This is a genomic window from Virgibacillus ihumii (genome assembly GCF_902726655.1).
Classification (GTDB): Bacteria; Bacillota; Bacilli; order Bacillales; family Amphibacillaceae; genus Lentibacillus; species Lentibacillus ihumii.
Genome location: NZ_CACVAN010000001.1, coordinates 2,791,661 through 2,812,691, shown reverse-complemented (window position 1 = coordinate 2,812,691; position 21,031 = coordinate 2,791,661). Strand labels below are relative to the sequence as shown.

Sequence of the window (21,031 nt, the reverse complement as noted above, 5' to 3'; positions counted from 1 at the left end):
GGCATCTACCTCCTCTTAAACAATATCTTTTTTACCCACTTCCTGCATGTATTCTTTATTGTACTATAAAATCCTGCTGATTTGTATAAGTTATCCTGAATATTTTTAGGTAAGATACCAAAAAGCGTCCGAAAAATCCAAAAAACCGGAGTTAAAAGCAGCTTTCCTGCAAAACTTATTATACGCATAAGGGTCTGCAGGACAAATAAAATACACGTTACCACAACTTGGATGATAAATTTTACCGGCGTGATAAACAAAACATTCACTACGTTTTCAACGAATCGAAAACACATCAGTACAATTCTGATGATGTGTTCCAGCAGCCATCTGTATGCTTTTGCCACAAGCACCTGATAAACAGAAAATCCGAGCAGTACAGCGGCAAACACGTATAATCTTAATTCCCCGCTGTTCACCCTGAATAATAGATAATAGAGCAGCAGTGTCTGTGTCAGCCAAAAACTTATTTCCATAAAATAAGCCAAAACCCTGCGACTTCTCCAATGGATAGAAAAACGACGGAATGTTTCCTGTATTATGCCCAAATAAAGGCCGCTTAAAACCATCGCGATCATGGTTATGAACTGGACATTAAGCGTCATTTAAACAGCTTGCTAAAGAATCCTTTAGCTTTCTCCTGGCTATGTTCGTCCACATAGGAAAGCTCGTATATTTTACCCTTTATGGTAACATTGCCATCACCAACATCAAGGTTTTTCAGCTGCAGATTCTGCCCCCGTACAATCAGATATCCCATCACGGTTTCCAGTAAAAACTCTTCATTGTCAAAGCTGTCGACTTCTTTTACACCGGTTATCTCCATGTTTTTGCGGTTATCAATTTTAACAGCATGATCCTGCTGCTGCACACGCTGGACAGTTTCCTTCTCATAATAATTCATATACTTGTCCCTCCTTATCATTATTACATTATGAAAAAAGGGACAGGTATAGAACTTTATTTGGTAACTTTCTCTTCGTTTACAACGTGATAAAGCATGTCAGCCTCATCCTTTTTTACTGCCTCTTTCAGTGCTTTAATCTCAAGGGTCACTACCTTTTGGCCAAACTTAATGATCAGCTCATCACCAACCTCTACAGTTGATGAAGCCTTTGCCTTGTTTCCATTGATGGTAATACGCCCCTGATCAGCCACTTCTTTTGCCAATGTGCGGCGCTTAATCAGCCTTGATATCTTTAAAAATTTATCCAGTCGCAAATAATCACTCTTTTCTTTTTGCTTGATTCCAATAATAGTCCATTTCTTCCAGAGAGGTTTGGTATATATTTTTTTCCTGTTCGTTAAGCTGCTCTTCAATATACGTAAAACGGGATCTGAATTTCCTGTTTGCCTGATTCAGGGCAAGTTCCGGATTGACTTTATAATACCTGGATATGTTGGCCAGCACAAATAATACATCGCCAAGCTCCTCAGTGATATTCGTTTCATCTTCGTTGTCAACAGCAGCATGCACCTCATCCAGCTCTTCACGCAGTTTCTCCCAAATATCGGCTGCGTCATCCCATTCAAATCCGGCTTTTCCTGCTTTTTTCTGAAGCTTGGCTGCTTTCGCCAAAGCGGGCAGTCCATTCGGAATACCATCAAGCAGCGAATTACGGGTACCGCTTTTTTCCTGTTGCTTTAAGGCATCCCATGACTGTACAACTTCATCTGCTGATTCCATTGTTACTTCCCCAAACACGTGTGGGTGCCGATGAATCATTTTATCCGTAATAGAGCGAATAACATCATCAACCGTAAAGTATCCGTCATCCTCACCAATTTGACTGTGCAGCATGACCTGGAGCAAAACATCACCGAGTTCTTCTATAATTCCTTCGTCATCTTCCAGATCAATCGCTTCAATTAATTCATACACTTCTTCAATCGCATAGACACGAAGGCTTTCATGGGTCTGTTTTTTATCCCATGGACAGCCTTCCGGACTGCGTAACGCGGCAATAACCTCCCGCAGTTGGTCAAGGGTATGATGGAGCATGTTTGCCGGGACCGGTGGAACATAAACCGAAGTTAAATTATTTGCATTTATTGACCGGTCAAGCTCCTCCAATGGAATGCTCACGATTTTTTCCCTGCTTGTACCGGCCGCTTCGACAATGGATACGTAATAGTCTGCCGGCAAATCTTCCAGGAGGGCTAATTTTACCTCAGATGCAATAAACCGGTCATAAACCTGACAAAAAATAAGGTGATTGCGATAATTCAGCTGATTTCGGACAAACCCGGTGCCGTCAACAAACTGAAAGCCTTCGATCGGATCAATTTGCAGTGCGGTAAATAAATCATCCAAATAGCTTTGACCCCCGATAATTTCGACTGGTACCTCCTGTTGTTCCAGCAGCAATTGAACTGTTTTCTCCGCTAGCATCGGATGACCCGGAACAGCATAAATAATTGGTGAATCAGAAGCTTTGGCCAGCAGCGTTTCACAAATTGTACGGTACACCTCATCAAACTGCCCGGCAGACTCATAGATATAGTCAAGCGCAGTAAAAACGACGCCTTCTTCTTCCAATCCTTTTACCAACGGATGATCGGCTGTCCGAGTAAACACCGGTAAATCCGTATGGATTAATTTTTTATAGATTCCGAGCGGCAGCTGATCAAGGTCACCAGCACCCAACCCGATAATTTCTATTCTTTGGCTCATTTTATCTCCCTCTCTTTATGCAATCGAATCCAGAAACCTGCAAATGGCAGCATAGACAGTTCTTTTTCAGTAAATGCCCGAAATCTTAACAGCAAGAAAATATATAATAAAGCTCCAGTGATAACGATAAATAATACATATAAAAGCAAACCGCCGCGTGATGCAATATCAGGGGTAAGAAAGTCTATGACTGACAGATAGGCAAGCATCCCGAAAGCTGCGACAATTAATGCGGTCCAATTAATCTGTTTTTCAACATGCAGTCCGGGGAGCATCCGTTTAACTGTCCCTAAAAGAAGCAGCGTCAATACTGACAGACTTAGCACGGTAGCAACAGCTCCTCCGGTAATACCAAATAACGGCACAAGCAGCGTATTGGCTGAACATTTAATGATGAAAGCGATCAGAATAAATCCCGCCGTCCGTTTAATATATCCAAGCCCCTGCAGAATCGATGCCGCTGTAATCGCAATCGAACTAAGGATGACGGAAAGGGACAGCACCCGCAAACTGTCCGTTCCTTTATCATTTTGAAAAAGCAATGAGTTCGTTTCCGGGAAAACCGCAATCAGCCCAAGCGTAGCACCGACTGCCAAATAAAAACTTACTGTAATCGCATGTTGTACATATGTATAAAACGCTCCCGGTGCTGCCGTCAGCTTTTCCCTCGAAATTGCCGGTATCAAAGCCAGCGCAAATGAAGACCCCAGCACCGTGCCAAGCTGGATCAGCGGCTGCCCGCGGTCAAATACACCCTTGGCTTTCATTGCCTCCAGTTGGCTGAGTCCGCTATCCATCAACCCCGGCACCAGTGTGAACGCATCTGCAAGCTGAATAAGAATCAGAACCATATGATTCAAAGCTGCGGCAGTCCCAAGAATAAACAGGGTTTTTGTATAATAACGCCATGGAATATCAACAAAATGCCCCGGCGCGGGTTTATATTTTTTTATAAACAACAGCAAAATGACAACTGCCGTAACCGAACCCAGCATCGCCGCAACTGCAGCAGCCTGTCCGATGACATACATATTTCCCTCTTGTATATAGATGTATACCGCTGCAGCAATAATCACAAACACCCGAACAAACTGCTCCCCAACCTGCGAATGAGCTGTCGGTTTCATTTGCTGATTGCCCTGGAAAATTCCGCGGAGCAATGCAGAAAACGGAACCAGTAAAAAAGCGAACGAAGCAATTCTATACACCTGCTCAAGCCTTTTATCGCCTGCAAGATTCGCCAACAAATCCGCATTAAAAAACAGAAGTACGAACACGGCCAGACATCCGGAAAACAGCAGCAGGAAAACAGGGATATAAAATTGTTTAACTGTATCACTGCCGCGTGTTCCATATGCTGCGGCCATTGCTGAAACTGCCGACGGAAACCCATACAGTGACAGTACCAGCGCTATACCAAGAATCGGATAAACCTGCTGATAAATATAAAAGCCGACATCACCTGTTAAATTTTGCAAGGGGATCCGGTAACCGGCACTTAACAGCTTGCTGATTACCCCGGCAAGCGTCAGCAGTAATGCACCTTTTACTAATTTATTGGTATCGCTCCCATTCATGACTAACGCCTTTCCCGTAAACTTTTTGTCCATTATAGCATAATTCATTTTATCATACGGCGGGCTTTTCTTCGGTGGGCGCGGCATTTTTATCGGCAGCATCCGACTTTTATCAGCGGGTTCAGCACTTTTATCGGCGGCCCCGGTCTGACTGCGTTTTTTCACAACGCAAAAAAACCGGTTTTAATCAACCGGCTTTCGCAATAAGTATATTTTCTATTCCATTTGTTTGGCTAAAAAGCCTGATGCTGTTTCAACAGCTTTTTGCTCGACATTACTGAGCTTTTTCCCGTCTTTTGAAAATATCATGACACAACCTATTGCGTCACCATTTGCAATTATTGGACTAATACAATACGAATCAAGTTCGTCTTCCTTGCTTTGAATCAATTCCATGGTTGCCTTGTCTGTTTCAAAGACCGGGAGCCTGTCCTGCATCGTTTTCTCAGGCTGTTGTCCAATACTTTTACTTAAGTAATCTTTTTTTGATTCGCCTGCTACAGCGATAATTTCATCCCTGTCGCAAATAAGGACCGGGAACTGGAGGGAGTCAAACAACGCCTCAGCATATTCCTTCGCGAAATTGCCGAGTTCATTGATTGGCGAATATTTTTTTAAAATGACTTCCCCTTCCCGGTCAACGAATATTTCCAAAGGATCACCTTCGCGGATTCGTAAGGTTCGTCTGATTTCTTTTGGAATTACTACCCTTCCCAAATCATCAATTCGACGCACAATTCCTGTTGCCTTCATTTGTAAGTTGCCTCACTTTCTCTGATGACTATCTGGTGAAATGCACTTTATTCCTGCGTGTGCAAAAATCACCAGTTGTGGTCTTTAGTATGATTCATCCGGGAATAACTATACACACATTACAGCATATTTTTCTATTCAACCCTGTTTATTTGATCCATCTGACCCAAAAACTCTTCCAAAATATTGTAACGCTGACGCTTTGTATTCGGCGTCCATTTAAAAACTACCTTCAGTTTATTCCCTTCTGTGCCAAGCTGAAATCCTCTGCCAAAGGAGTTGGCAAGCTCAAACAACTTTGAACCGTCTATTTGCTGACTCCTGCCTTCATCGACAAGCAGCTCCAATTTTTTGTTTTTTTCATGAATGCTCTCCACCCGCTGTTCTTTTGCATGACGTTTTAACGAAGAAACGATAAATAAATTCCCGACCTCACTCGGATAGTCTCCAAACCGGTCAATCAATTCATCCTGCAAATCTTCCACATCATCATCTGAGGCAACGGTCTGGAACTGCTTATACATATCAATCTTTTGTTTCTCGTCCTGTATATACGTATCCGGCAGATATGCATCAAGTGATAGAGTTAACTCCGGCTCAAACGGCTTGATATCATCAAGTTCTTTGCCGTGTTTCCGGGCTTCGATCGCATCCTTAAGCATTTGTGAATACATATCGAAACCAACGGAATCAATAAAACCATGCTGTTGTGCACCCAATAAATTTCCGGCGCCGCGGATGGATAAATCACGCATGGCAATCTTGAATCCAGAACCAAGCTCGGTAAATTGCTTGATCGCTTCCAGGCGCTTCTCGGCAATTTCAGTCAATACCTTATCACGCTGATACGTAAAATATGCGTATGCAACCCGGTTAGAGCGCCCGACACGGCCACGCAGCTGATAAAGCTGGCTTAGACCCATCCGGTCCGCATTATTGACAATCAGCGTATTTACATTCGGAATATCAACACCTGTTTCAATAATAGTCGTACTTACCAGAACATCGAACTCACCTTCCAGAAAGGCAAAAATGACATTTTCAAGCTCCGTTTCATTCATTTGACCATGTGCCACGGCTATCCGTGCATCGACAAGCATTCCTAAATCACGGGCAGCCTTATCAATGTTCTCCACTCTATTATGCAGGAAAAATACCTGGCCGCCTCTTGCCATTTCACGTTCAATCGCATCCCGCATAAAAATCGGATTGTAATCCATTACATATGTTTGAATCGGAAACCGGTTTTCCGGTGGTGTTTCAATGACAGACAAATCACGAACACCAAGCATCGACATATGGAGAGTACGCGGAATTGGTGTTGCGGTAAGTGTAAGCACATCAACATTTGATTTCAGCTGCTTGATTTTTTCCTTGTGTTTTACACCAAACCGCTGCTCCTCATCAACAATCAAAAGTCCCAAATCACGATATTGCACATCTTTGGACAGAATCCGGTGTGTCCCGATAACGATATCAACCAGACCTTTTTTCAGACCTTCAATTGTTTCTTTCTGCTGTTTTCTCGTCCGGAACCTACTTAACAGGCCAATATTAACAGCATGATCCTGGAATCGTTCGCGAATTGTCTCATAATGCTGCTGACCCAAAATAGTAGTCGGAACCAGAATTGCCACCTGTTTACCATCTGCAACGGCCTTAAACGCCGCACGTATGGCTACTTCTGTTTTCCCGTAACCAACATCCCCGCAAAGCAGACGATCCATCGGACGTTGTCGCTCCATGTCATGCTTGATTTCCTCAATACAGCGCAATTGATCTTCTGTTTCCTGGTATGGAAAGGCAGCTTCAAATTCCCGCTGCATTTCGGTATCCTCCGAAAACGCATATCCTTTTCGGGCTTCCCGTTCGGCATACAGTTTAATCAGGTCATCGGCAATATCCTCAACAGATGACTGTACCTTGCGTTTAACCTTTGTCCATTCACTGCCGCCCAATTTATACAGCTTCGGTTCTTTGCCTTCTGACCCGACAAACTTTTGGACAAGGTCAATCTGATCAATCGGGACAAATAATTTATCATCACCGGAATATTTAATCAACATGTAATCTTTATGCAGACCATTGACTTCCAGTGTCTCAATCCCCAGGTACTTACCAATTCCGTGGCTGGCATGAACGACATAGTCGCCGACTTTCAGCTCCTGATAATTTTTTATCCGTTCAGCGTTCGATAGTTTTTGCTTTTTCCGCGGCCGCTTCGTTTTACTTTTGAAAAGCTCATTCTCTGTAATGATAACCAGTTTATGCATCGGAAATTCGATCCCTGAACTGAGATTTCCAGCCGTTATAACCGGCATCGAAGCAGGAAATTCAGGATCCTTCATCACAACGGACTCAATATCATAGTCCAAAAAGATAGAATGAATTTTTTCTGCTCGCTTTTCATTTGGTGCAAGTATGATTACGGAAAAGTCACCTTTTTCCCAGCGGTTCAGTTCATTTTTAAACAAGTTCATCTGTCCATGGAACTCTTGCATTGCTCTTGCCGATAAATTCACAATATTTTGTGGCTGTGTATTCGGTATATGTCTAAGAAAGACAGACATATACAACCGCTGCTGCTGCATATTCTCTTGTACTTCATTCCAATTGAACGAAAACCAGCTGTTCCGGACCATTTTATTTGTCTCCAGCAAGTTGCTGTACCACTCTGCTTCTTCCGTATCCAAATTCAAGGCAGTTTCGTGTACTCTGCTCATTTCATCCATGACAACTAGCCCATCTTCTGGAAGATAGTCTAGCAAACTGGCAGGATGTTCATAAAGAAACCCGATATATTTGTACATCTCCTGAAAATGCTCAAGATTTTTCATCCGTTCGATATCCTGCCCGATTACGTCAACCAATGCCTCTTTCGCCTCATTGCTTTTCAGCTTTTTAAGCGATGCGCCCAATGCTTCTTCAATCCGCTGGGCAGCTGACACCAAATCTTCTTCAGTTAAAAGAAGTTCATCAGCAGGTCCAACAGTAACTTCTGTCTGCTTATCCAGGGAACGTTGTGACTCCACGTCAAAAAAACGTATAGAGTCAATTTCTTCACCAAACAACTCAATACGTACCGGATGTGTCTCCGTTACCGGATATATATCAATGATTCCGCCTCTCCTGCTGAATTCACCAGGAGCAGAGACCATTTCTGTCCGTTCATAGCCCATATCAACTAAAGACGCCAAATAGTCTTCCAGATGAATTTCTTCACCATATCTGAAATCCAATTGATAGTTACTCCAGTAGTTTGTCGGCGGCAAAATCCGCTTCAAAGCAGCAACAGGGGCTATCAGAATACCTCTTTTCTTCTGTGACCATGCCGTCAGTGCTTCAATCCGCTGACTTTTCAGCTCAGGACTGGCAATCGCTATTTCGGATGCAATCAGTTCATTAACAGGATATAAATGAACATCTTCCTCACCTGCCAATTCCACCAAATCATCATATAGCTGCTGTGCCTGTGCCAGCTGATGTGTTACGAGCAATATGGGTTTTTTGACCGATTCATTCAGTACAGAAACCAGTAAACTTCTCGCAGAACCGGATAGCCCGGCAACCATTTGTTCATTCAATCCGCCGGAAATGCCATCAATTATTGATTCGATATCTTCTTTTGACTGTAAAAAATCATGTATACCCTTCATTTCCCCCACCTGCTTACGTGCAAAAATGCCTTGGCCAATTGATCAGCATAAACACCCGTAAGCATCGTTACAACTCTGATTAACCAAAGCTTCTTTGCATATTTTATTGTATAAAAAAATCAAGCTCATGATACTGCGGATTACGGTCAAGCGTATCTTCACAGTTTTCACAGATTGCCTGTATATGAATGTCACCATTGCGCTGATAATGAATCATTTCCTGTTTATCCTCGCTGGATAACTGATCCAACCCAAGCATCGTCGAATCAACTGCATGCTGATCCAACTTTCCGATTACTTTCCCGCAGTGTTTGCATGTATACACAATAGCCATACCAAAACCTCCTCGAATAAACACGGGGTCTCATCATAAAGTTTATCCGAAAAGATGCTTTTTATACTGTATGTCATTGCTGCATATTAAATTCGTTCATCACCTGATTGAACGGCTTTTCCATCCAAGCTTCACAAGCATCTGCTGCTGTTTGTATACTGTCGGATGCATCCTGCTGCTGTTCTTTTGAAAAATTACCGATCACATAGTCGATAATAGGCATTCGTGAGTCGGGGCGTCCAATTCCTATTCGCAATCGTTTAAATTCTTTGGAACCAACATGTTCAATCGTGGAGCGTACCCCATTATGTCCTCCATGACCGCCCTTTTGACGCAGCCTTATTTTCCCTGTCGGAAGATCCATATCATCATAAATAACAAGAATTTCGGTTGGATCTATTTGATAAAAATCCATTAATGGCCTGATTGACTGGCCCGACAAGTTCATGTATGTCTGGGGCTTCAGCAATGCAACCTTGTCACCGTGAATATGTTCGACTACTGATTTTCCATTAAACTTGTCCGTTTTTAGTTTCCAATTATGACGCTCCGCCAGCTCATCAATAACCATAAAGCCGATATTATGTCGTGTTTTCTTAAACTTGCGTCCAGGGTTTCCCAAACCAACGATACATTTCATTCCTTTTCTTCCTTTTTGTATTACATTTTTTGGAAAAACTCGCGTTCATCTCGTTTTATAGCGTGCCAATGTATTATTATCCAACGTTATAAAGTAATGCCCCCCTAATAGCAGGAGGGCTGTTGAAACCTTATTATTTTTCTTCTTCGTCATCTGACTTGTCTTCAGCATCAACCAGTTCCGGTTCAGCGTTCTCGTCTGTTTCTTCTTCATCTTCAGCGTCCAGCGTATCCGGTGGAACAACAGTTACGATGGTCGTATCAACATCTTCAAGGAATTCATACTTGCTTCCTTTAGGCAAATCTGAAATCGAAATGGTATCACCAATCTGAAGCTCTGATACGTCAACGGTAATCTCTTCCGGAATGTCTGCCGGTTTAGCACGTACCTGCAACTCATACATTGGCTGCTGCAGAACGCCGCCTTCTTTTGCACCCGGTGCCTCGCCGGTCACATTAAGCGGCACTTCAACATCCATTTCTTCAGACATGTCAACGATATAAAAGTCAGCATGAATTAATTCATCTTTTAATGGATCCATTTGATAATCATGCAGCATAACATCAACCGGTTTATCATTCTCGACATCTAGGGAAATGATTGCATTTCGGCCTTCATCGCGAACTGTTTTAACCAATTCCAGGCTGTTAACGGAAATTGACTTTGTTTCTTTTTCCTTTCCGTATACTACAGATGGAACATGTCCACTTTCTCTAATCTGTTTTGTTGCAGACTTCGTTTGATCATCCCGAAGTGCTGCATTTAATTTTACTGCCATCTTTATCACCCTCCATTATTGAAAAACTTGGTTTAACCCAAGCTTACATGGCAATTACCTTTCATCTTTTACTATTAAAACATAAAATAGTCTTTTTATAAAATATCACTATCTTCTACCCGCATTTTAGTGCGTTTAAACATTTTATATAATATTTTCTTGCCTCGCACCCCGTTACATTTTGTTTTCTCTTTTGGTATACGTGAAACTCGCAGTTAATATAAAAAACAACGAACTATAAACAATACAAATATCCTTAATCAAACAAAATACTTACAGACTTCAGCTCATGAACGCGGGTAATTGCTTCGCCGATCAATGGTGCCACGGACAGGGTCTTAATCTTTTCACTTTGCTTTTCTTCCGGAAGCGGAATGGAATTCGTAATAATCAGCTCTTTTATTTTCGAATCATTGATACGGTCGATTGCCGGTCCGGACAATACAGGATGTGTACAGCAGGCATAAACTTCCTTGGCGCCATTTTCAACGAGTGCATTGGCGGCCAGAGTAATTGTACCCGCAGTATCAATAATGTCATCAATCAGGATTGCCGTTTTTCCTTCAATATTACCAACGATGTTCATTACTTCAGCAACATTTGGGCGCGGGCGGCGTTTATCAATGATACCAATCGGTGCTTTCAGACGATCAGCCATTTTACGTGCCCGTGTTACACCACCGTGATCCGGTGATACAATTACCGGATCTTCAATGTTTTTTGCCTCAAAATAATCTGATAAAATCGGCACACCTTGCAAGTGATCAATCGGAACGTCAAAGAATCCTTGAATTTGCGGGGCATGCAAATCGAGTGTAATCACACGGTTAGCACCAGCAGTCTCCAGTAAATCCGCCATCAGCTTCGATGTAATCGGTTCTCTTGAACGAGCTTTACGATCCTGTCGGGCATACCCATAATATGGCATCACAATATTAATGGACCGTGCCGAGGCACGCTTCAGTGCGTCAATCATAATCAACAGTTCCATAATGTGGGTGTTCACTGGAGAGCATGTGGACTGAACAACATACACATCACAGCCGCGCACACTTTCTTCGATGTTAATCTGTATTTCCCCATCACTGAATGCAGACACCGTACACTCGCCCAACGTTGTCCCAATATGATTGGCAATATCCTCTGCCAATTTCCGGTTCGAATTCAATGACAATACTTTCAAATATGGATCTTTATATCCAGACGCCATGACATATAACCCTCCGTTTGAATTTATTTTCTGTCTTTGATCTTTGATGCGTATCCTTCTTTATTCGTCTGTCTGGCACGCGCAACTGACAACGAATCCTCAGGCACATGCTTCGTTATGGTGGAACCGGCAGCAACGTACGAGCCCTTTCCTACCGTTACCGGAGCAATTAAATTGGAATTGCATCCAATAAAAGCATCATCTTCAATGGTTGTTAAAGCTTTATTTTTACCATCATAATTGACGGTAATTGTTCCACAACCTATATTAACATTATTTCCTACATCTGCGTCACCGATATAACTTAAATGGGAAACCTTACTTCCATCTCCAATGTCTGCCTTCTTCACTTCAACAAAGTTTCCAATCTTGGCTTCATTACCAATAGCAGCCTCCGGACGAATATGTGCATAAGGACCGATTTTTACCCGATTTCCAATTGTGCTGTCAGTGGCAACACTTTGTTTCACCAGTGAGTTTTCTCCAACAGAACAGTTATGAATTTCACTATGTGGGCCAATTTCAGCCTCCGATTTGATAACGGATTGTCCGTCAATAATGGAACCGGGATGGATAATTACATCCTGTTCCATTTTCACATCAGGACCAATGTAGGTTTGATCCGGATCAATTATGGTAACACCGTTCCGCATATGTTTTTCATTAATCCGTTTTTTCATCGATTTTTCCGCTTGTGCTAACGCGACACGATCATTGACTCCCAATGTTTCCTCAAAATCCGCTGTCATGAATGCGCTGACTTTTTGATTTGCTTTTTTGGCAATTTCAATGACGTCCGGAAGATAATACTCACCCTGTACATTGTCATTCGAAACCTGTTTTAATGCCTGAAATAAGGTTTTGTTATCAAAACAATATGTACCCGTGTTTATTTCGTCAATCTGACGTTCCTGTTCACTTGCATCTTTATGCTCAACAATCCGCTCCACTTCATTCTTTTCATTACGAATAACCCTGCCATAGCCTGCAGGAGTGGGAGCTTTTGCAGTTAAAATTGTCGCTTTTGCATTTTCCTGTTCATGATGATCAAAAAGCGCCTGAAATGTATCACTCGTAATTAATGGTGTATCACCGCATACGACAATCGTTGTACCGTCTTTATCCTCCAGCACATCTTCTGCCTGCATCGCAGCATGACCTGTACCAAGCTGTTCCTCCTGGACAACAAGCCTGCTCTGATCACCAATATGCTCAGCCACTTTCTCAGCACCATGACCCACAATTGTTACCATCTCATCCAGTTGTGCCTGCTTCAGCTGATCGATCACATGCTGTACCATCGGACGGCCCATCACAGGATGAAGTACTTTATATAATTTTGACTTCATTCGGGTCCCTTGTCCGGCTGCAAGAATGATTGCATATCGATTTGCCATGAAATAATCCTCCATTCTTTTATCCAATATGAATATATCTCAAATGGCCAATGATTTCAATAGGAAACAACAGAGGAAGCGAGGATTGCGGGATGTTCAATTTGTTTTGATAGTAAGTGGCACATGAATAGAATCGCGATTGATGTTTGGATTGTGCGGTTGATGTTTTGCTTCGTACGGTTGATGTTTTGACTGTGCCGTTGATGTCTCGCTCGTTCGGTCGATGTTCTGCCTGTACGGTTGATGTTTCGTTCGTGCGGTTGATGTTCTGCTCGTGCGGTCGATGTTTCGCCCATACGGTTGATGTTTTGCTCGTACGGTTGATGTTTTGACTGTGCCGTTGATGTTTCGCTCGTGCGGTCGATGTTTTGCTCGTACGGTCGATGTTCTGCTCATGCGGTTGATGTTTTGCTCGTGCGGTCGATGTTTCGCTCGTTCGGTTGATGTTTCGCTCGTGCGATTGATGTTTCGCTCGTGCGAATGTTCCGTTCCGGGCGACTGGCGTTCGTGTCCTTGCCGTTAAGGCCCGGAATAAAAAAAGAAGGCTAATCCATTACAGATTAGACCTCTTGTATTCGTGCGGTTCACGAAGCACCAGCTTCTTCATATTGTACCTCTGTTTCGCCGGCACGATGATATTCTTCTAAAACAGCATCCTGGATTTTTGCACGTGTATTCGAATTGATTGGATGTGCAATATCCCGGAATTCACCGTCAGGAGTACGTTTGGAAGGCATAGCCACAAACAGTCCATTATTCCCATCGATAACGCGGATATCATGGACAACAAACTCCTGATCAAGAGTAATTGATGCGATAGCTCGCATTCTACCTTCTGTGTTTACGCGGCGCAATCTTACGTCAGTTACTTCCATGATGATTCACCACCTTTTCCCTTTTGAACTTATTACAAATATTCAACAAAACTATGAAAATTCCTGCTGATTTTTAAAAAAAATATAAAAAAATAAAAATCTTTCTGGTGCAAGAAAGATTTTTACGCTGTTATCCGTTCGATTTTCCCGGAATAACCTCAATATTATTCTGTTTTATATCCACATTGGTAATTTTCACAAGTGATGTGTATTTCTCCACAACTCGTTCATCTTCTTCATCATCTGCTTCCGCCAGAACACCGATTGCTTTCACATTTGCATCAAATTCATCAAGCAGACTTGTCATGCCATTAATGGTTCCACCGGCTTTCATAAAATCATCAATAATACAAACATTGGCATTCTCCCGCAGACTGCGCTTCGGAAGCACCATCGTTTGTATTTTTCGGGATGAACCGGAGACATAATTTATACTGACAGACGACCCTTCTGTTACCTTTGGATCCCGCCGTACAATCACTACCGGCACGTTAAGAACCGCCGCCACGGAATATGCAAGTGGAATACCTTTTGTAGCAACAGTAACTACAACATCGATATCCAATTCCGAAAATGTCGAAGCAAGAACCCGTCCAATCTGCTTCACCATTTTTGGGTTACCGAGTATATCACTCATATATAAATAACCCCCGGGAAGAATACGCGCCGGATCCTCCAAGGTCTTACAAAGTTCATGAATAAATTCAGTACTATTTTCTTCTGAAAGATACGGAATATACTTAACGCCGCCTGCTGCACCTGCAGATGTCTGCAAATATCCGATACCTTCCTCTTGCAAAACACGATCCACTATTCCCAAATCCTCGCTAATGGATGATTTTGCAGCCTGATACCTTTCAGAAAAAAACGGTAATGACGTATGTTGTTTTGGGTTTTCGAAAAAATAATTAGTCAACGAAACTAAGCGGTCGCTTCTTTTCATATCTGCACCTCTAAATCCGAATGATTAGTTTAAATATATCATCATTATACGTATTTAGCAAATGTTAACGGCGATCAAGTAATTGTACGACAAAAACTTCATCACAAAATCCCCTAAGGCCGTTATAGATGCGTTTTGCCTTGCTGTATTGCTGAACAAGTCCCACCATGGTTGGCCCGGATCCGCTCATGAGCACCCCGTCTGCTCCCGCCTTAACCATCTTCTCCTTAATTTGTTCCACACTCGGAAATAATGAAAATGTTACGCGTTCCAACGCATTTCCTGCGGCAGTGGCAAGTTTCGAAAAATCCTTTCCCTCGAGTGCTGCAATGACCTCACTTGTATCTGGGTGCATAATTTCTTTCATGTTTACTTTTGGAAAGATATGTCTGGTTGAGATGCCTATATTCGGTTTGGCCAAAATCACTAAAAATGGTGGAGGTGCAGGTAATTCACGAATTTTTTCCCCGTGACCGGTGCCAATTGCCGTTGTTCCGTAAACACAAAAAGGTACATCGGACCCGATCCCGGAACCGATCAGAGCCAGTTCATGCTTACCAGCACCGACCGACCAGAGTTTATTCAGTCCTCGTAAAACAGCAGCCGCATCACTGCTTCCCCCACCTAATCCGGCAGAAACAGGTATGTTTTTCGTTATTTTAATCTGGACGCCTTTATCGATCTGATATTTATTTTTGAAAGCGAGGGCAGCTTTATAAGCTAGATTACGCTCATCATTTGGCACATATTGATTATCCGCGGCAACATGAATCACATTATCAACTGACGACATCAGTTCAATACGATCGGCCAGATCAATAGAAGTTGAAATCATTTCCACCTCATGGAACCCGTCATCACGCTTACCGAGGACATCCAACGACAAATTGATCTTAGCTGGCGCCCGTTCAAATACAATCATCTCCGTCACCCACTTTAAATATGTACACAAATTGTATCACATAAGAAATGTGAAGGCGACTGTCCAGTGAAGTACGGATGATTAGATTCAGGTTAAAGGATGCAGTAGTTTCATTCGAACTTCGCACACCAAAAAAAAAACGGCAAACCCAGTTAGGGTCTGCCATTCATGTTCTGTTCAGCTATCTCGATTGCCCGTTTCACCATGTTACCGGCATCTCTCGCTTTAATGCCGCCCCAGCCTTCTTCCTGCACTGTGTCGTAAAAACCTAACTCCTTGGCTATTTCTTCTTTCATCTGGTCTGACATCATTCCGCCACGTCTTCCCATGAAAGAGCTCCCCCTTCTGTTAAGGATACGACAAGTATAGTTTATGTAGATAACCAGAGCATACACCAGTTAGATCTATACAAAACAGGAAATTATTTATTGAAAGTGAAGGACATATTTTCCGTAAATGAAGATAAACTGAATAACGCAGGGGGGATTTTATTCATTATAGACAAAAGCAGCAAACCTGAGTTTACTGCTCAACCATTAACGCTCCATCCTGAAAGCTGATTTGAACTGTCTCTGTTAAGACGTCTGCATAGCTGTATGAAACACGTTCGAATGCATTCTCGTCCTGATCCAATTCAACAATGAAAACAGATGGATATGTTTCTGCTAAAATGCCGCAACGTTCAATTGTTTTCCTTCTGCCACCATTGGCTTTAAGCTTTAAACGCTTGCCTAGCTGACACTCAAGACCTTGCTTAATTTCGACTAATGTTTTTGCCACTATACTCCACCTCACTAGTTATTATAATACCATAAGCTTGTTTAGTAAGTCAAATAAAACTTTATATTATACCAGTATAGCTTTTTTAATGTCAACAACAAAAATCACATTTCTCCACTATTATTTCAAATTCTTAACAAATTATGTATGGTTCAGGAAAATAATAGCTGATGTTCCACACATCAGCTATTTTCTTCTGTTTCATTATCGGCCGTGTAAGGCATGCCGGTCCGCAAAAGTCCTCTCGTTTCCACTCCACCAAGACCTCTTTCACCGGTAAGCGTATTTCGCAGTGCATCCCATACACCAACCTTATCCATAAAAGGGGTATAAGCGATTTTGGCCGTTATATAAACAGGATCCAGCGCATGTATATTAATACGGGATGGAGAACTTGCAAAATTTGCTCCCGCCCTAATCAGGGATTCAAAATGGGACTGGCAAGCTCCGGCAAAGATAATCAATTGATCAAGACTGGCGTTTATTTGCCGCGCCGTACGAACCGTCTCTGCAAAATATTTGGAATGCCGATAAGCACGAAGATCTCCTTTCCCGCCTTTATTACTTGAAAAAGCGTCATGACCTGTAATCACAATGATGTCGGGCTGTATACGCTCCATTAAACCTGCAATTTCAAACGGCATTTCCTTTTCACGGACATGGACCCCATGAACCTGCAATCCCAATCGGTTATACAGCTCAATACACTTTCTTAAATAAGAGGGATCACCGTCAATATGGAGTACTTTTGCAGGAAGCTGGAAATAACTTACATTACTCTGATACCCATTACTTGCCTGATACTCGCGCTTTTCCCGCATTAACTGGTAATCCTGTCGAAATAGCCGGTAGGAGGATTCTTCCTGTTCTTTGCCCTTCCGCTTTCGTTTTGCCAGATCCCTGTCTTCAACATGTGTCAGATCATCCAGTGGGGCATCAGCTGCCAGACGAATATCCTCTCCGTGCAATGTTGCGGTTTCATTTGTAACCGATGCAATCCGGAATAACAAATCATGCCTGTATGATATACGTGTTACAAATTCTCCTGTTGTAAAATCCATAAAGCCACCTCACAGCCATCGTTCAAGTGAACCTGTTCCTATATAGACTATGAAGCACTGCCCATTACTGTGCCTGGTTTTATGTTCAAGTAATTAAAAATAAAGGCTCTTTTTATAATTTTAGTTGCCGCTTAACCTGTAGATCAACTAAGCTATGACATAACCGCTGGAATGTTTTCTATCCAGTCTATGGTTCATAAACATAAAATTAGCGGAGGCAATACACGGAGACTCCCGGGGGAGCTGAGGCCTAGTTGAGACTCGTAGTGCGTCAGCACGAAGAGGCTCAACAGCCGCCCCCGGAAAGCGGAGTGTATTGCCGGATCGGTGTTATAGCAATCACAATCAGCCTATATAAAAAAGCCATCGCACGATGTGCAATAGCTTATTTTTTCAATTCCAAATAAAAGGTATTGGCAAGATCCGCGAACTCCTGCATGTTTAATGATTCACCGCGACGTGTACCATCAATGCCTGCCGCTTCAAGCAGCTGGACTATTTTTTCCCGTTCAAGTGATTCCTTAAAATGCCGCGTTAAATTATTTCGCAATGTTTTTCTGCGCTGGGCAAAACTGGCCTGCACCACATCAAAGAAGAATTCCTCATTTTCCACGTTTACAGGCGGGGTATCCCGCAACATCAACTGTAATACACTCGAATCAACTTTCGGCGGTGGCATAAACACACTTTTCGGCACACTCATAATGACTTCCGCATGTGTATAATACTGGACAGCGATGGAAAGAGAGCCGTAGCTTTTATTATTTGGCACCGCAGCCATCCGCTCAGCAACCTCTTTTTGAATCATAATGGTAATGCTTGCAACAGGCAGATTTTCCCGGAGTAATTTCATTAAAATTGGCGTTGTAATGTAGTATGGTAAGTTTGCGATGATATGAACCGGCTGACCCTGGTCAAAGTATGTATCGATTGCCTGCCTGACATCCGCTTCCAGAATATCCTGATGCAGCACCTGAACATTTTCATAATTCTGCAGCGTTTCCTCAAGAATAGGCAGCAAACGCTGATCAATTTCAAAAGCCAGCACTTTGTCAGCATGGATTGCCAACTGTTCAGTCAGTGCGCCAATACCGGGTCCGATTTCGATTGCCGCAGCCTGCTTGTCGATCCCAACCTGATTCATAATATTTTCAAGTATATTAACATCGATTAAAAAATTTTGACCGAGACTCTTTTTAAAATGAAAACCATATTTATTTAAAATTTCACTGGTCCGTTTCGGTGTCGCGATTCTTTTAATTGTCATCATTTTCCTCCTGGAGTACCTGGGCTGCCGTATGTTCAAATTGCTTCTTTGAAATCTGAAACATCGTTAAGCGTTTCAGCAACTGTTTCCCATTCGTATGACCGATTTGCAATAATTCACCAAGACGGCCTCTCCTTGAACTTGCCTTTGAACTCCCGATTAACCCATGGGAAATAAGATCCTGTTTCGTTATCTCGCTGGGTTCATTATCCGTCAGTTCATATACATCCCCCAACGCTCTCCGAATGGTCGCCGCAGAAGCATGTTCAATTCCAAGACTGCTGGCGGCGGGATGTTTTGCACGTGCATCTTCCCGTTTTATAAATGCATGCTTGCAGCCGGGTACCGCCTGATCAACAATATGACGAATGCGTTCTCCGGGGTAATCCGGATCGGTAAAAATAATGACACCCCGTTTGTTCTTGGCATGCTCTATTTGTTTTAGAATTGGCTCATTTACCGCCGAGCCATTCGTCTCAATTGTATCAGCATCGACCGCCTGACGGATTTTTGCGGTATCGTCACGGCCTTCCACAACTATGATTTCCTTTATTTTCAATAATGTGTCCTCTTTTCATTTGAAAACTTGGCTATTGCCAGTCTTGGTGAATACGTGGTTGCACTATATAGTATGGAGTATATTTTTATTACATATCTGCAAAAAATAATGCTCTTACCACTTTATTTTGATAAGAGCATTGTATCATATATTAATCAAGAATCTTTACTTTTACCGTTCTTCTTCCAAATGCTAATGCATCAGACCTGGACGCAAAATGAAGATCAATGCGATTTCCAACAATGTGTCCTCCAGTATCGCCTGCTACTGCATATCCATATCCTTCAACCCACACCCTGGTGCCTAAAGGGATGACACTCGGATCTACGGCAACAACCTTCTTATGAGGGTTTGCATTTAAATTAATTCCAGTTGCAGTAAAACCGGAACATCCTGAACAATCAGCTGTATACGCGCTGGCATTCATGTATAATACACGGGCACTGCTGTCATTATTTGCAGACTCAGTCTCCGTATCATTGCCGGAATTGCTGTTTGAACTGGAACTGTCATTTGTCTCAGAACTACTGCCGGAACTGTTATTGGAGCTTGAACTGGACAATGTTACAAGATCCTGCTCTTCCTTCGTGCCAAAGGCCACAATACGTTCTTCACTCTCACGTTTCACTTGTTTATCAATAAGTTCACGATTAACCACTTCACCGTTTTCTTTAGTGATTTCGTATTTTTTCACAACAAGACCTTCTGAGCCTTCTGCAATGACCCGCTTTTTGCCTTTTTCAAGATTACTGTCTTCCTGTTCTTCCGTTCCGTAAGCAATTTTTTCTTTAACTGTTTTTGTGTCCTTTTTGACCCGTATAATTTTGATCGGTGTATCCTTTGTTACCTTTTCTTTTTTAGCTGGCTTTACTTTATCCAGCTTTCCCAGCGAAATATCATTCTGTTTCAGCAGTTCATTAACTGTTCCACCGGTGAACCACAACTTTTCTTTTTTACCGCCGTTATGAACTGCGACCTTAAATGCTTTATTGATTGTAAGGGTCAGACCATTTCTGATTGGCTCCGATGCCTTATGGGAAGTTTCATCACGCTTCGAAACATCCATTCCATTAGCTTTCAGAAATTCGCCAATCGTATCTTTTGTTGTGTAATAAACCTGCTCATTCCCGTCGACCGTAACAATCACTTTGTTGGCTTTCTTGTATGTAATGTGCATTCCATCTGTAATAGCTGTGCTGACCTGGTGTGAAAGCGAGTCATGCTCTCCCACTGCTATGTTTAATTCTGTAAGAAGTTCTTTTACTGTGTTTGCGTGAGTCTGGACTGTTTGTTTTTCTCCATTTTCCGTAACGGCTACTTCAGCTTTCGTTGCTTCAAACAGGATAATACCAGAAAAAACAACCAGCGCCATAACACCAATACAAGATATGATCAGCTTTAATTTCGACGCCGGCAATAGCTTTGAAATAAAATTCATGCTCTTTGCCTCCTTTACGCGACTATGATTATATATAACAAATCTATGTGATTGCAACGAAAATCCGTTTACGGTTTGTTTACAATTAAATTACACAAGATAACCATCGTATGACACAACCTGTAGAACGCCTGTCACCACTGGTTTTACAGACATAAAAAAGAGAC

22 protein-coding genes are annotated in these 21,031 nt (G+C 42.4%); all 22 read right to left on the bottom strand.

Annotation, left to right across the window (positions count from 1 at the left end):
* Nucleotides 1–5: 5 nt before the first annotated feature.
* Nucleotides 6–605 (bottom strand): spore cortex biosynthesis protein YabQ, encoded by a 600-nt coding sequence (gene yabQ, locus HUX68_RS13630; protein ID WP_174615350.1) that lies wholly within the window; start codon nucleotides 603–605, stop codon nucleotides 6–8.
* Complete coding sequence (gene yabP / locus HUX68_RS13625) at nucleotides 602–904, bottom strand: sporulation protein YabP (protein ID WP_174615349.1); 303 nt, start codon at nucleotides 902–904, stop codon at nucleotides 602–604. The genes yabQ and yabP overlap by 4 nt, the downstream gene beginning before the upstream one ends.
* Nucleotides 905–960: 56 nt before the next feature.
* A complete protein-coding gene (locus HUX68_RS13620; protein ID WP_174615348.1) occupies nucleotides 961–1,221 on the bottom strand; it encodes an RNA-binding S4 domain-containing protein in 261 nt (86 codons plus the stop codon).
* A 4-nt stretch (nucleotides 1,222–1,225) separates the two neighbouring features.
* On the bottom strand, nucleotides 1,226–2,674 hold the full coding sequence (yabN, locus tag HUX68_RS13615) for a bifunctional methyltransferase/pyrophosphohydrolase YabN (RefSeq protein WP_174615347.1): 1,449 nt from the start codon (nucleotides 2,672–2,674) through the stop codon (nucleotides 1,226–1,228).
* Nucleotides 2,671–4,416, bottom strand: coding sequence for a putative polysaccharide biosynthesis protein (locus HUX68_RS13610; protein ID WP_246206684.1), 1,746 nt, complete (start codon nucleotides 4,414–4,416; stop codon nucleotides 2,671–2,673). Before HUX68_RS13610 ends, yabN begins: the two co-directional genes overlap by 4 nt.
* A gap of 51 nt (nucleotides 4,417–4,467) precedes the next feature.
* A complete protein-coding gene (gene spoVT, locus HUX68_RS13605; RefSeq protein ID WP_174615346.1) occupies nucleotides 4,468–5,004 on the bottom strand; it encodes a stage V sporulation protein T in 537 nt (178 codons plus the stop codon).
* A 134-nt stretch (nucleotides 5,005–5,138) separates the two neighbouring features.
* Complete coding sequence (mfd, locus tag HUX68_RS13600; RefSeq protein ID WP_174615345.1) at nucleotides 5,139–8,660, bottom strand: transcription-repair coupling factor; 3,522 nt, start codon at nucleotides 8,658–8,660, stop codon at nucleotides 5,139–5,141.
* Nucleotides 8,661–8,763: 103 nt separating this feature from the next.
* Entirely contained in the window at nucleotides 8,764–8,994 is a 231-nt protein-coding gene (gene fin, locus HUX68_RS13595) for an anti-sigma-F factor Fin (RefSeq protein WP_174615344.1), read from the bottom strand.
* 73 nt (nucleotides 8,995–9,067) lie between these two features.
* On the bottom strand, nucleotides 9,068–9,634 hold the full coding sequence (pth, locus tag HUX68_RS13590; RefSeq protein ID WP_174615343.1) for an aminoacyl-tRNA hydrolase: 567 nt from the start codon (nucleotides 9,632–9,634) through the stop codon (nucleotides 9,068–9,070).
* A gap of 133 nt (nucleotides 9,635–9,767) precedes the next feature.
* A complete protein-coding gene (locus tag HUX68_RS13585; protein ID WP_174615342.1) occupies nucleotides 9,768–10,412 on the bottom strand; it encodes a 50S ribosomal protein L25/general stress protein Ctc in 645 nt (214 codons plus the stop codon).
* Between the two features lie 256 nt (nucleotides 10,413–10,668).
* Nucleotides 10,669–11,622, bottom strand: a complete 954-nt coding sequence (locus HUX68_RS13580) for a ribose-phosphate diphosphokinase (RefSeq protein WP_174615341.1) — start codon at nucleotides 11,620–11,622, stop codon at nucleotides 10,669–10,671.
* A gap of 23 nt (nucleotides 11,623–11,645) precedes the next feature.
* Nucleotides 11,646–13,019: a bifunctional UDP-N-acetylglucosamine diphosphorylase/glucosamine-1-phosphate N-acetyltransferase GlmU gene (gene glmU, locus HUX68_RS13575; RefSeq protein WP_174615340.1), complete on the bottom strand. Its 1,374-nt coding sequence runs from the start codon at nucleotides 13,017–13,019 to the stop codon at nucleotides 11,646–11,648.
* A 96-nt stretch (nucleotides 13,020–13,115) separates the two neighbouring features.
* Nucleotides 13,116–13,415, bottom strand: a complete 300-nt coding sequence (locus tag HUX68_RS13570) for a hypothetical protein (protein ID WP_174615339.1) — start codon at nucleotides 13,413–13,415, stop codon at nucleotides 13,116–13,118.
* Between the two features lie 188 nt (nucleotides 13,416–13,603).
* Nucleotides 13,604–13,894 (bottom strand): septation regulator SpoVG, encoded by a 291-nt coding sequence (gene spoVG, locus HUX68_RS13565; protein WP_174615338.1) that lies wholly within the window; start codon nucleotides 13,892–13,894, stop codon nucleotides 13,604–13,606.
* Between the two features lie 130 nt (nucleotides 13,895–14,024).
* On the bottom strand, nucleotides 14,025–14,837 hold the full coding sequence (purR, locus tag HUX68_RS13560; protein WP_174615337.1) for a pur operon repressor: 813 nt from the start codon (nucleotides 14,835–14,837) through the stop codon (nucleotides 14,025–14,027).
* Between the two features lie 64 nt (nucleotides 14,838–14,901).
* Nucleotides 14,902–15,759: a 4-(cytidine 5'-diphospho)-2-C-methyl-D-erythritol kinase gene (gene ispE / locus HUX68_RS13555; RefSeq protein ID WP_174615336.1), complete on the bottom strand. Its 858-nt coding sequence runs from the start codon at nucleotides 15,757–15,759 to the stop codon at nucleotides 14,902–14,904.
* A 152-nt stretch (nucleotides 15,760–15,911) separates the two neighbouring features.
* Complete coding sequence (locus tag HUX68_RS13550) at nucleotides 15,912–16,088, bottom strand: small, acid-soluble spore protein, alpha/beta type (RefSeq protein ID WP_174615335.1); 177 nt, start codon at nucleotides 16,086–16,088, stop codon at nucleotides 15,912–15,914.
* Nucleotides 16,089–16,281: 193 nt separating this feature from the next.
* Nucleotides 16,282–16,539, bottom strand: coding sequence for a biofilm formation stimulator Veg (veg, locus tag HUX68_RS13545; RefSeq protein WP_174615334.1), 258 nt, complete (start codon nucleotides 16,537–16,539; stop codon nucleotides 16,282–16,284).
* A gap of 182 nt (nucleotides 16,540–16,721) precedes the next feature.
* Nucleotides 16,722–17,600, bottom strand: coding sequence for a sporulation peptidase YabG (yabG, locus tag HUX68_RS13540; protein ID WP_174615333.1), 879 nt, complete (start codon nucleotides 17,598–17,600; stop codon nucleotides 16,722–16,724).
* Nucleotides 17,601–17,985: 385 nt separating this feature from the next.
* Nucleotides 17,986–18,867: a 16S rRNA (adenine(1518)-N(6)/adenine(1519)-N(6))-dimethyltransferase RsmA gene (gene rsmA, locus HUX68_RS13535; RefSeq protein ID WP_281355750.1), complete on the bottom strand. Its 882-nt coding sequence runs from the start codon at nucleotides 18,865–18,867 to the stop codon at nucleotides 17,986–17,988.
* The gene (gene rnmV / locus HUX68_RS13530) at nucleotides 18,857–19,426 is read right to left on the bottom strand and encodes a ribonuclease M5 (RefSeq protein ID WP_174615332.1); all 570 of its coding nucleotides are present in this window, start codon (nucleotides 19,424–19,426) and stop codon (nucleotides 18,857–18,859) included. The genes rsmA and rnmV overlap by 11 nt, the downstream gene beginning before the upstream one ends.
* 151 nt (nucleotides 19,427–19,577) lie before the next feature.
* A complete protein-coding gene (locus HUX68_RS13525; RefSeq protein ID WP_174615331.1) occupies nucleotides 19,578–20,864 on the bottom strand; it encodes a resuscitation-promoting factor in 1,287 nt (428 codons plus the stop codon).
* Between the last annotated feature and the right edge of the window lie 167 nt (nucleotides 20,865–21,031).

What these genes read in the sequence shown, in the direction of transcription:
- yabQ (WP_174615350.1), bottom strand. Translation starts at nt 605, where the DNA reads ATGACGCTTAATGTCCAGTTCATAACCATGATCGCGATGGTTTTAAGC.
- yabP (WP_174615349.1), bottom strand. Translation starts at nt 904, where the DNA reads ATGAATTATTATGAGAAGGAAACTGTCCAGCGTGTGCAGCAGCAGGAT.
- yabN (WP_174615347.1), bottom strand. Translation starts at nt 2,674, where the DNA reads ATGAGCCAAAGAATAGAAATTATCGGGTTGGGTGCTGGTGACCTTGAT.
- spoVT (WP_174615346.1), bottom strand. Translation starts at nt 5,004, where the DNA reads ATGAAGGCAACAGGAATTGTGCGTCGAATTGATGATTTGGGAAGGGTA.
- mfd (WP_174615345.1), bottom strand. Translation starts at nt 8,660, where the DNA reads ATGAAGGGTATACATGATTTTTTACAGTCAAAAGAAGATATCGAATCA.
- fin (WP_174615344.1), bottom strand. Translation starts at nt 8,994, where the DNA reads ATGGCTATTGTGTATACATGCAAACACTGCGGGAAAGTAATCGGAAAG.
- pth (WP_174615343.1), bottom strand. Translation starts at nt 9,634, where the DNA reads ATGAAATGTATCGTTGGTTTGGGAAACCCTGGACGCAAGTTTAAGAAA.
- HUX68_RS13585 (WP_174615342.1), bottom strand. Translation starts at nt 10,412, where the DNA reads ATGGCAGTAAAATTAAATGCAGCACTTCGGGATGATCAAACGAAGTCT.
- HUX68_RS13580 (WP_174615341.1), bottom strand. Translation starts at nt 11,622, where the DNA reads ATGGCGTCTGGATATAAAGATCCATATTTGAAAGTATTGTCATTGAAT.
- glmU (WP_174615340.1), bottom strand. Translation starts at nt 13,019, where the DNA reads ATGGCAAATCGATATGCAATCATTCTTGCAGCCGGACAAGGGACCCGA.
- HUX68_RS13570 (WP_174615339.1), bottom strand. Translation starts at nt 13,415, where the DNA reads ATGAGCAGAACATCGACCGTACGAGCAAAACATCGACCGCACGAGCGA.
- spoVG (WP_174615338.1), bottom strand. Translation starts at nt 13,894, where the DNA reads ATGGAAGTAACTGACGTAAGATTGCGCCGCGTAAACACAGAAGGTAGA.
- purR (WP_174615337.1), bottom strand. Translation starts at nt 14,837, where the DNA reads ATGAAAAGAAGCGACCGCTTAGTTTCGTTGACTAATTATTTTTTCGAA.
- ispE (WP_174615336.1), bottom strand. Translation starts at nt 15,759, where the DNA reads ATGATTGTATTTGAACGGGCGCCAGCTAAGATCAATTTGTCGTTGGAT.
- HUX68_RS13550 (WP_174615335.1), bottom strand. Translation starts at nt 16,088, where the DNA reads ATGGGAAGACGTGGCGGAATGATGTCAGACCAGATGAAAGAAGAAATA.
- yabG (WP_174615333.1), bottom strand. Translation starts at nt 17,600, where the DNA reads ATGGATTTTACAACAGGAGAATTTGTAACACGTATATCATACAGGCAT.
- rsmA (WP_281355750.1), bottom strand. Translation starts at nt 18,867, where the DNA reads ATGACAATTAAAAGAATCGCGACACCGAAACGGACCAGTGAAATTTTA.
- HUX68_RS13525 (WP_174615331.1), bottom strand. Translation starts at nt 20,864, where the DNA reads ATGAATTTTATTTCAAAGCTATTGCCGGCGTCGAAATTAAAGCTGATC.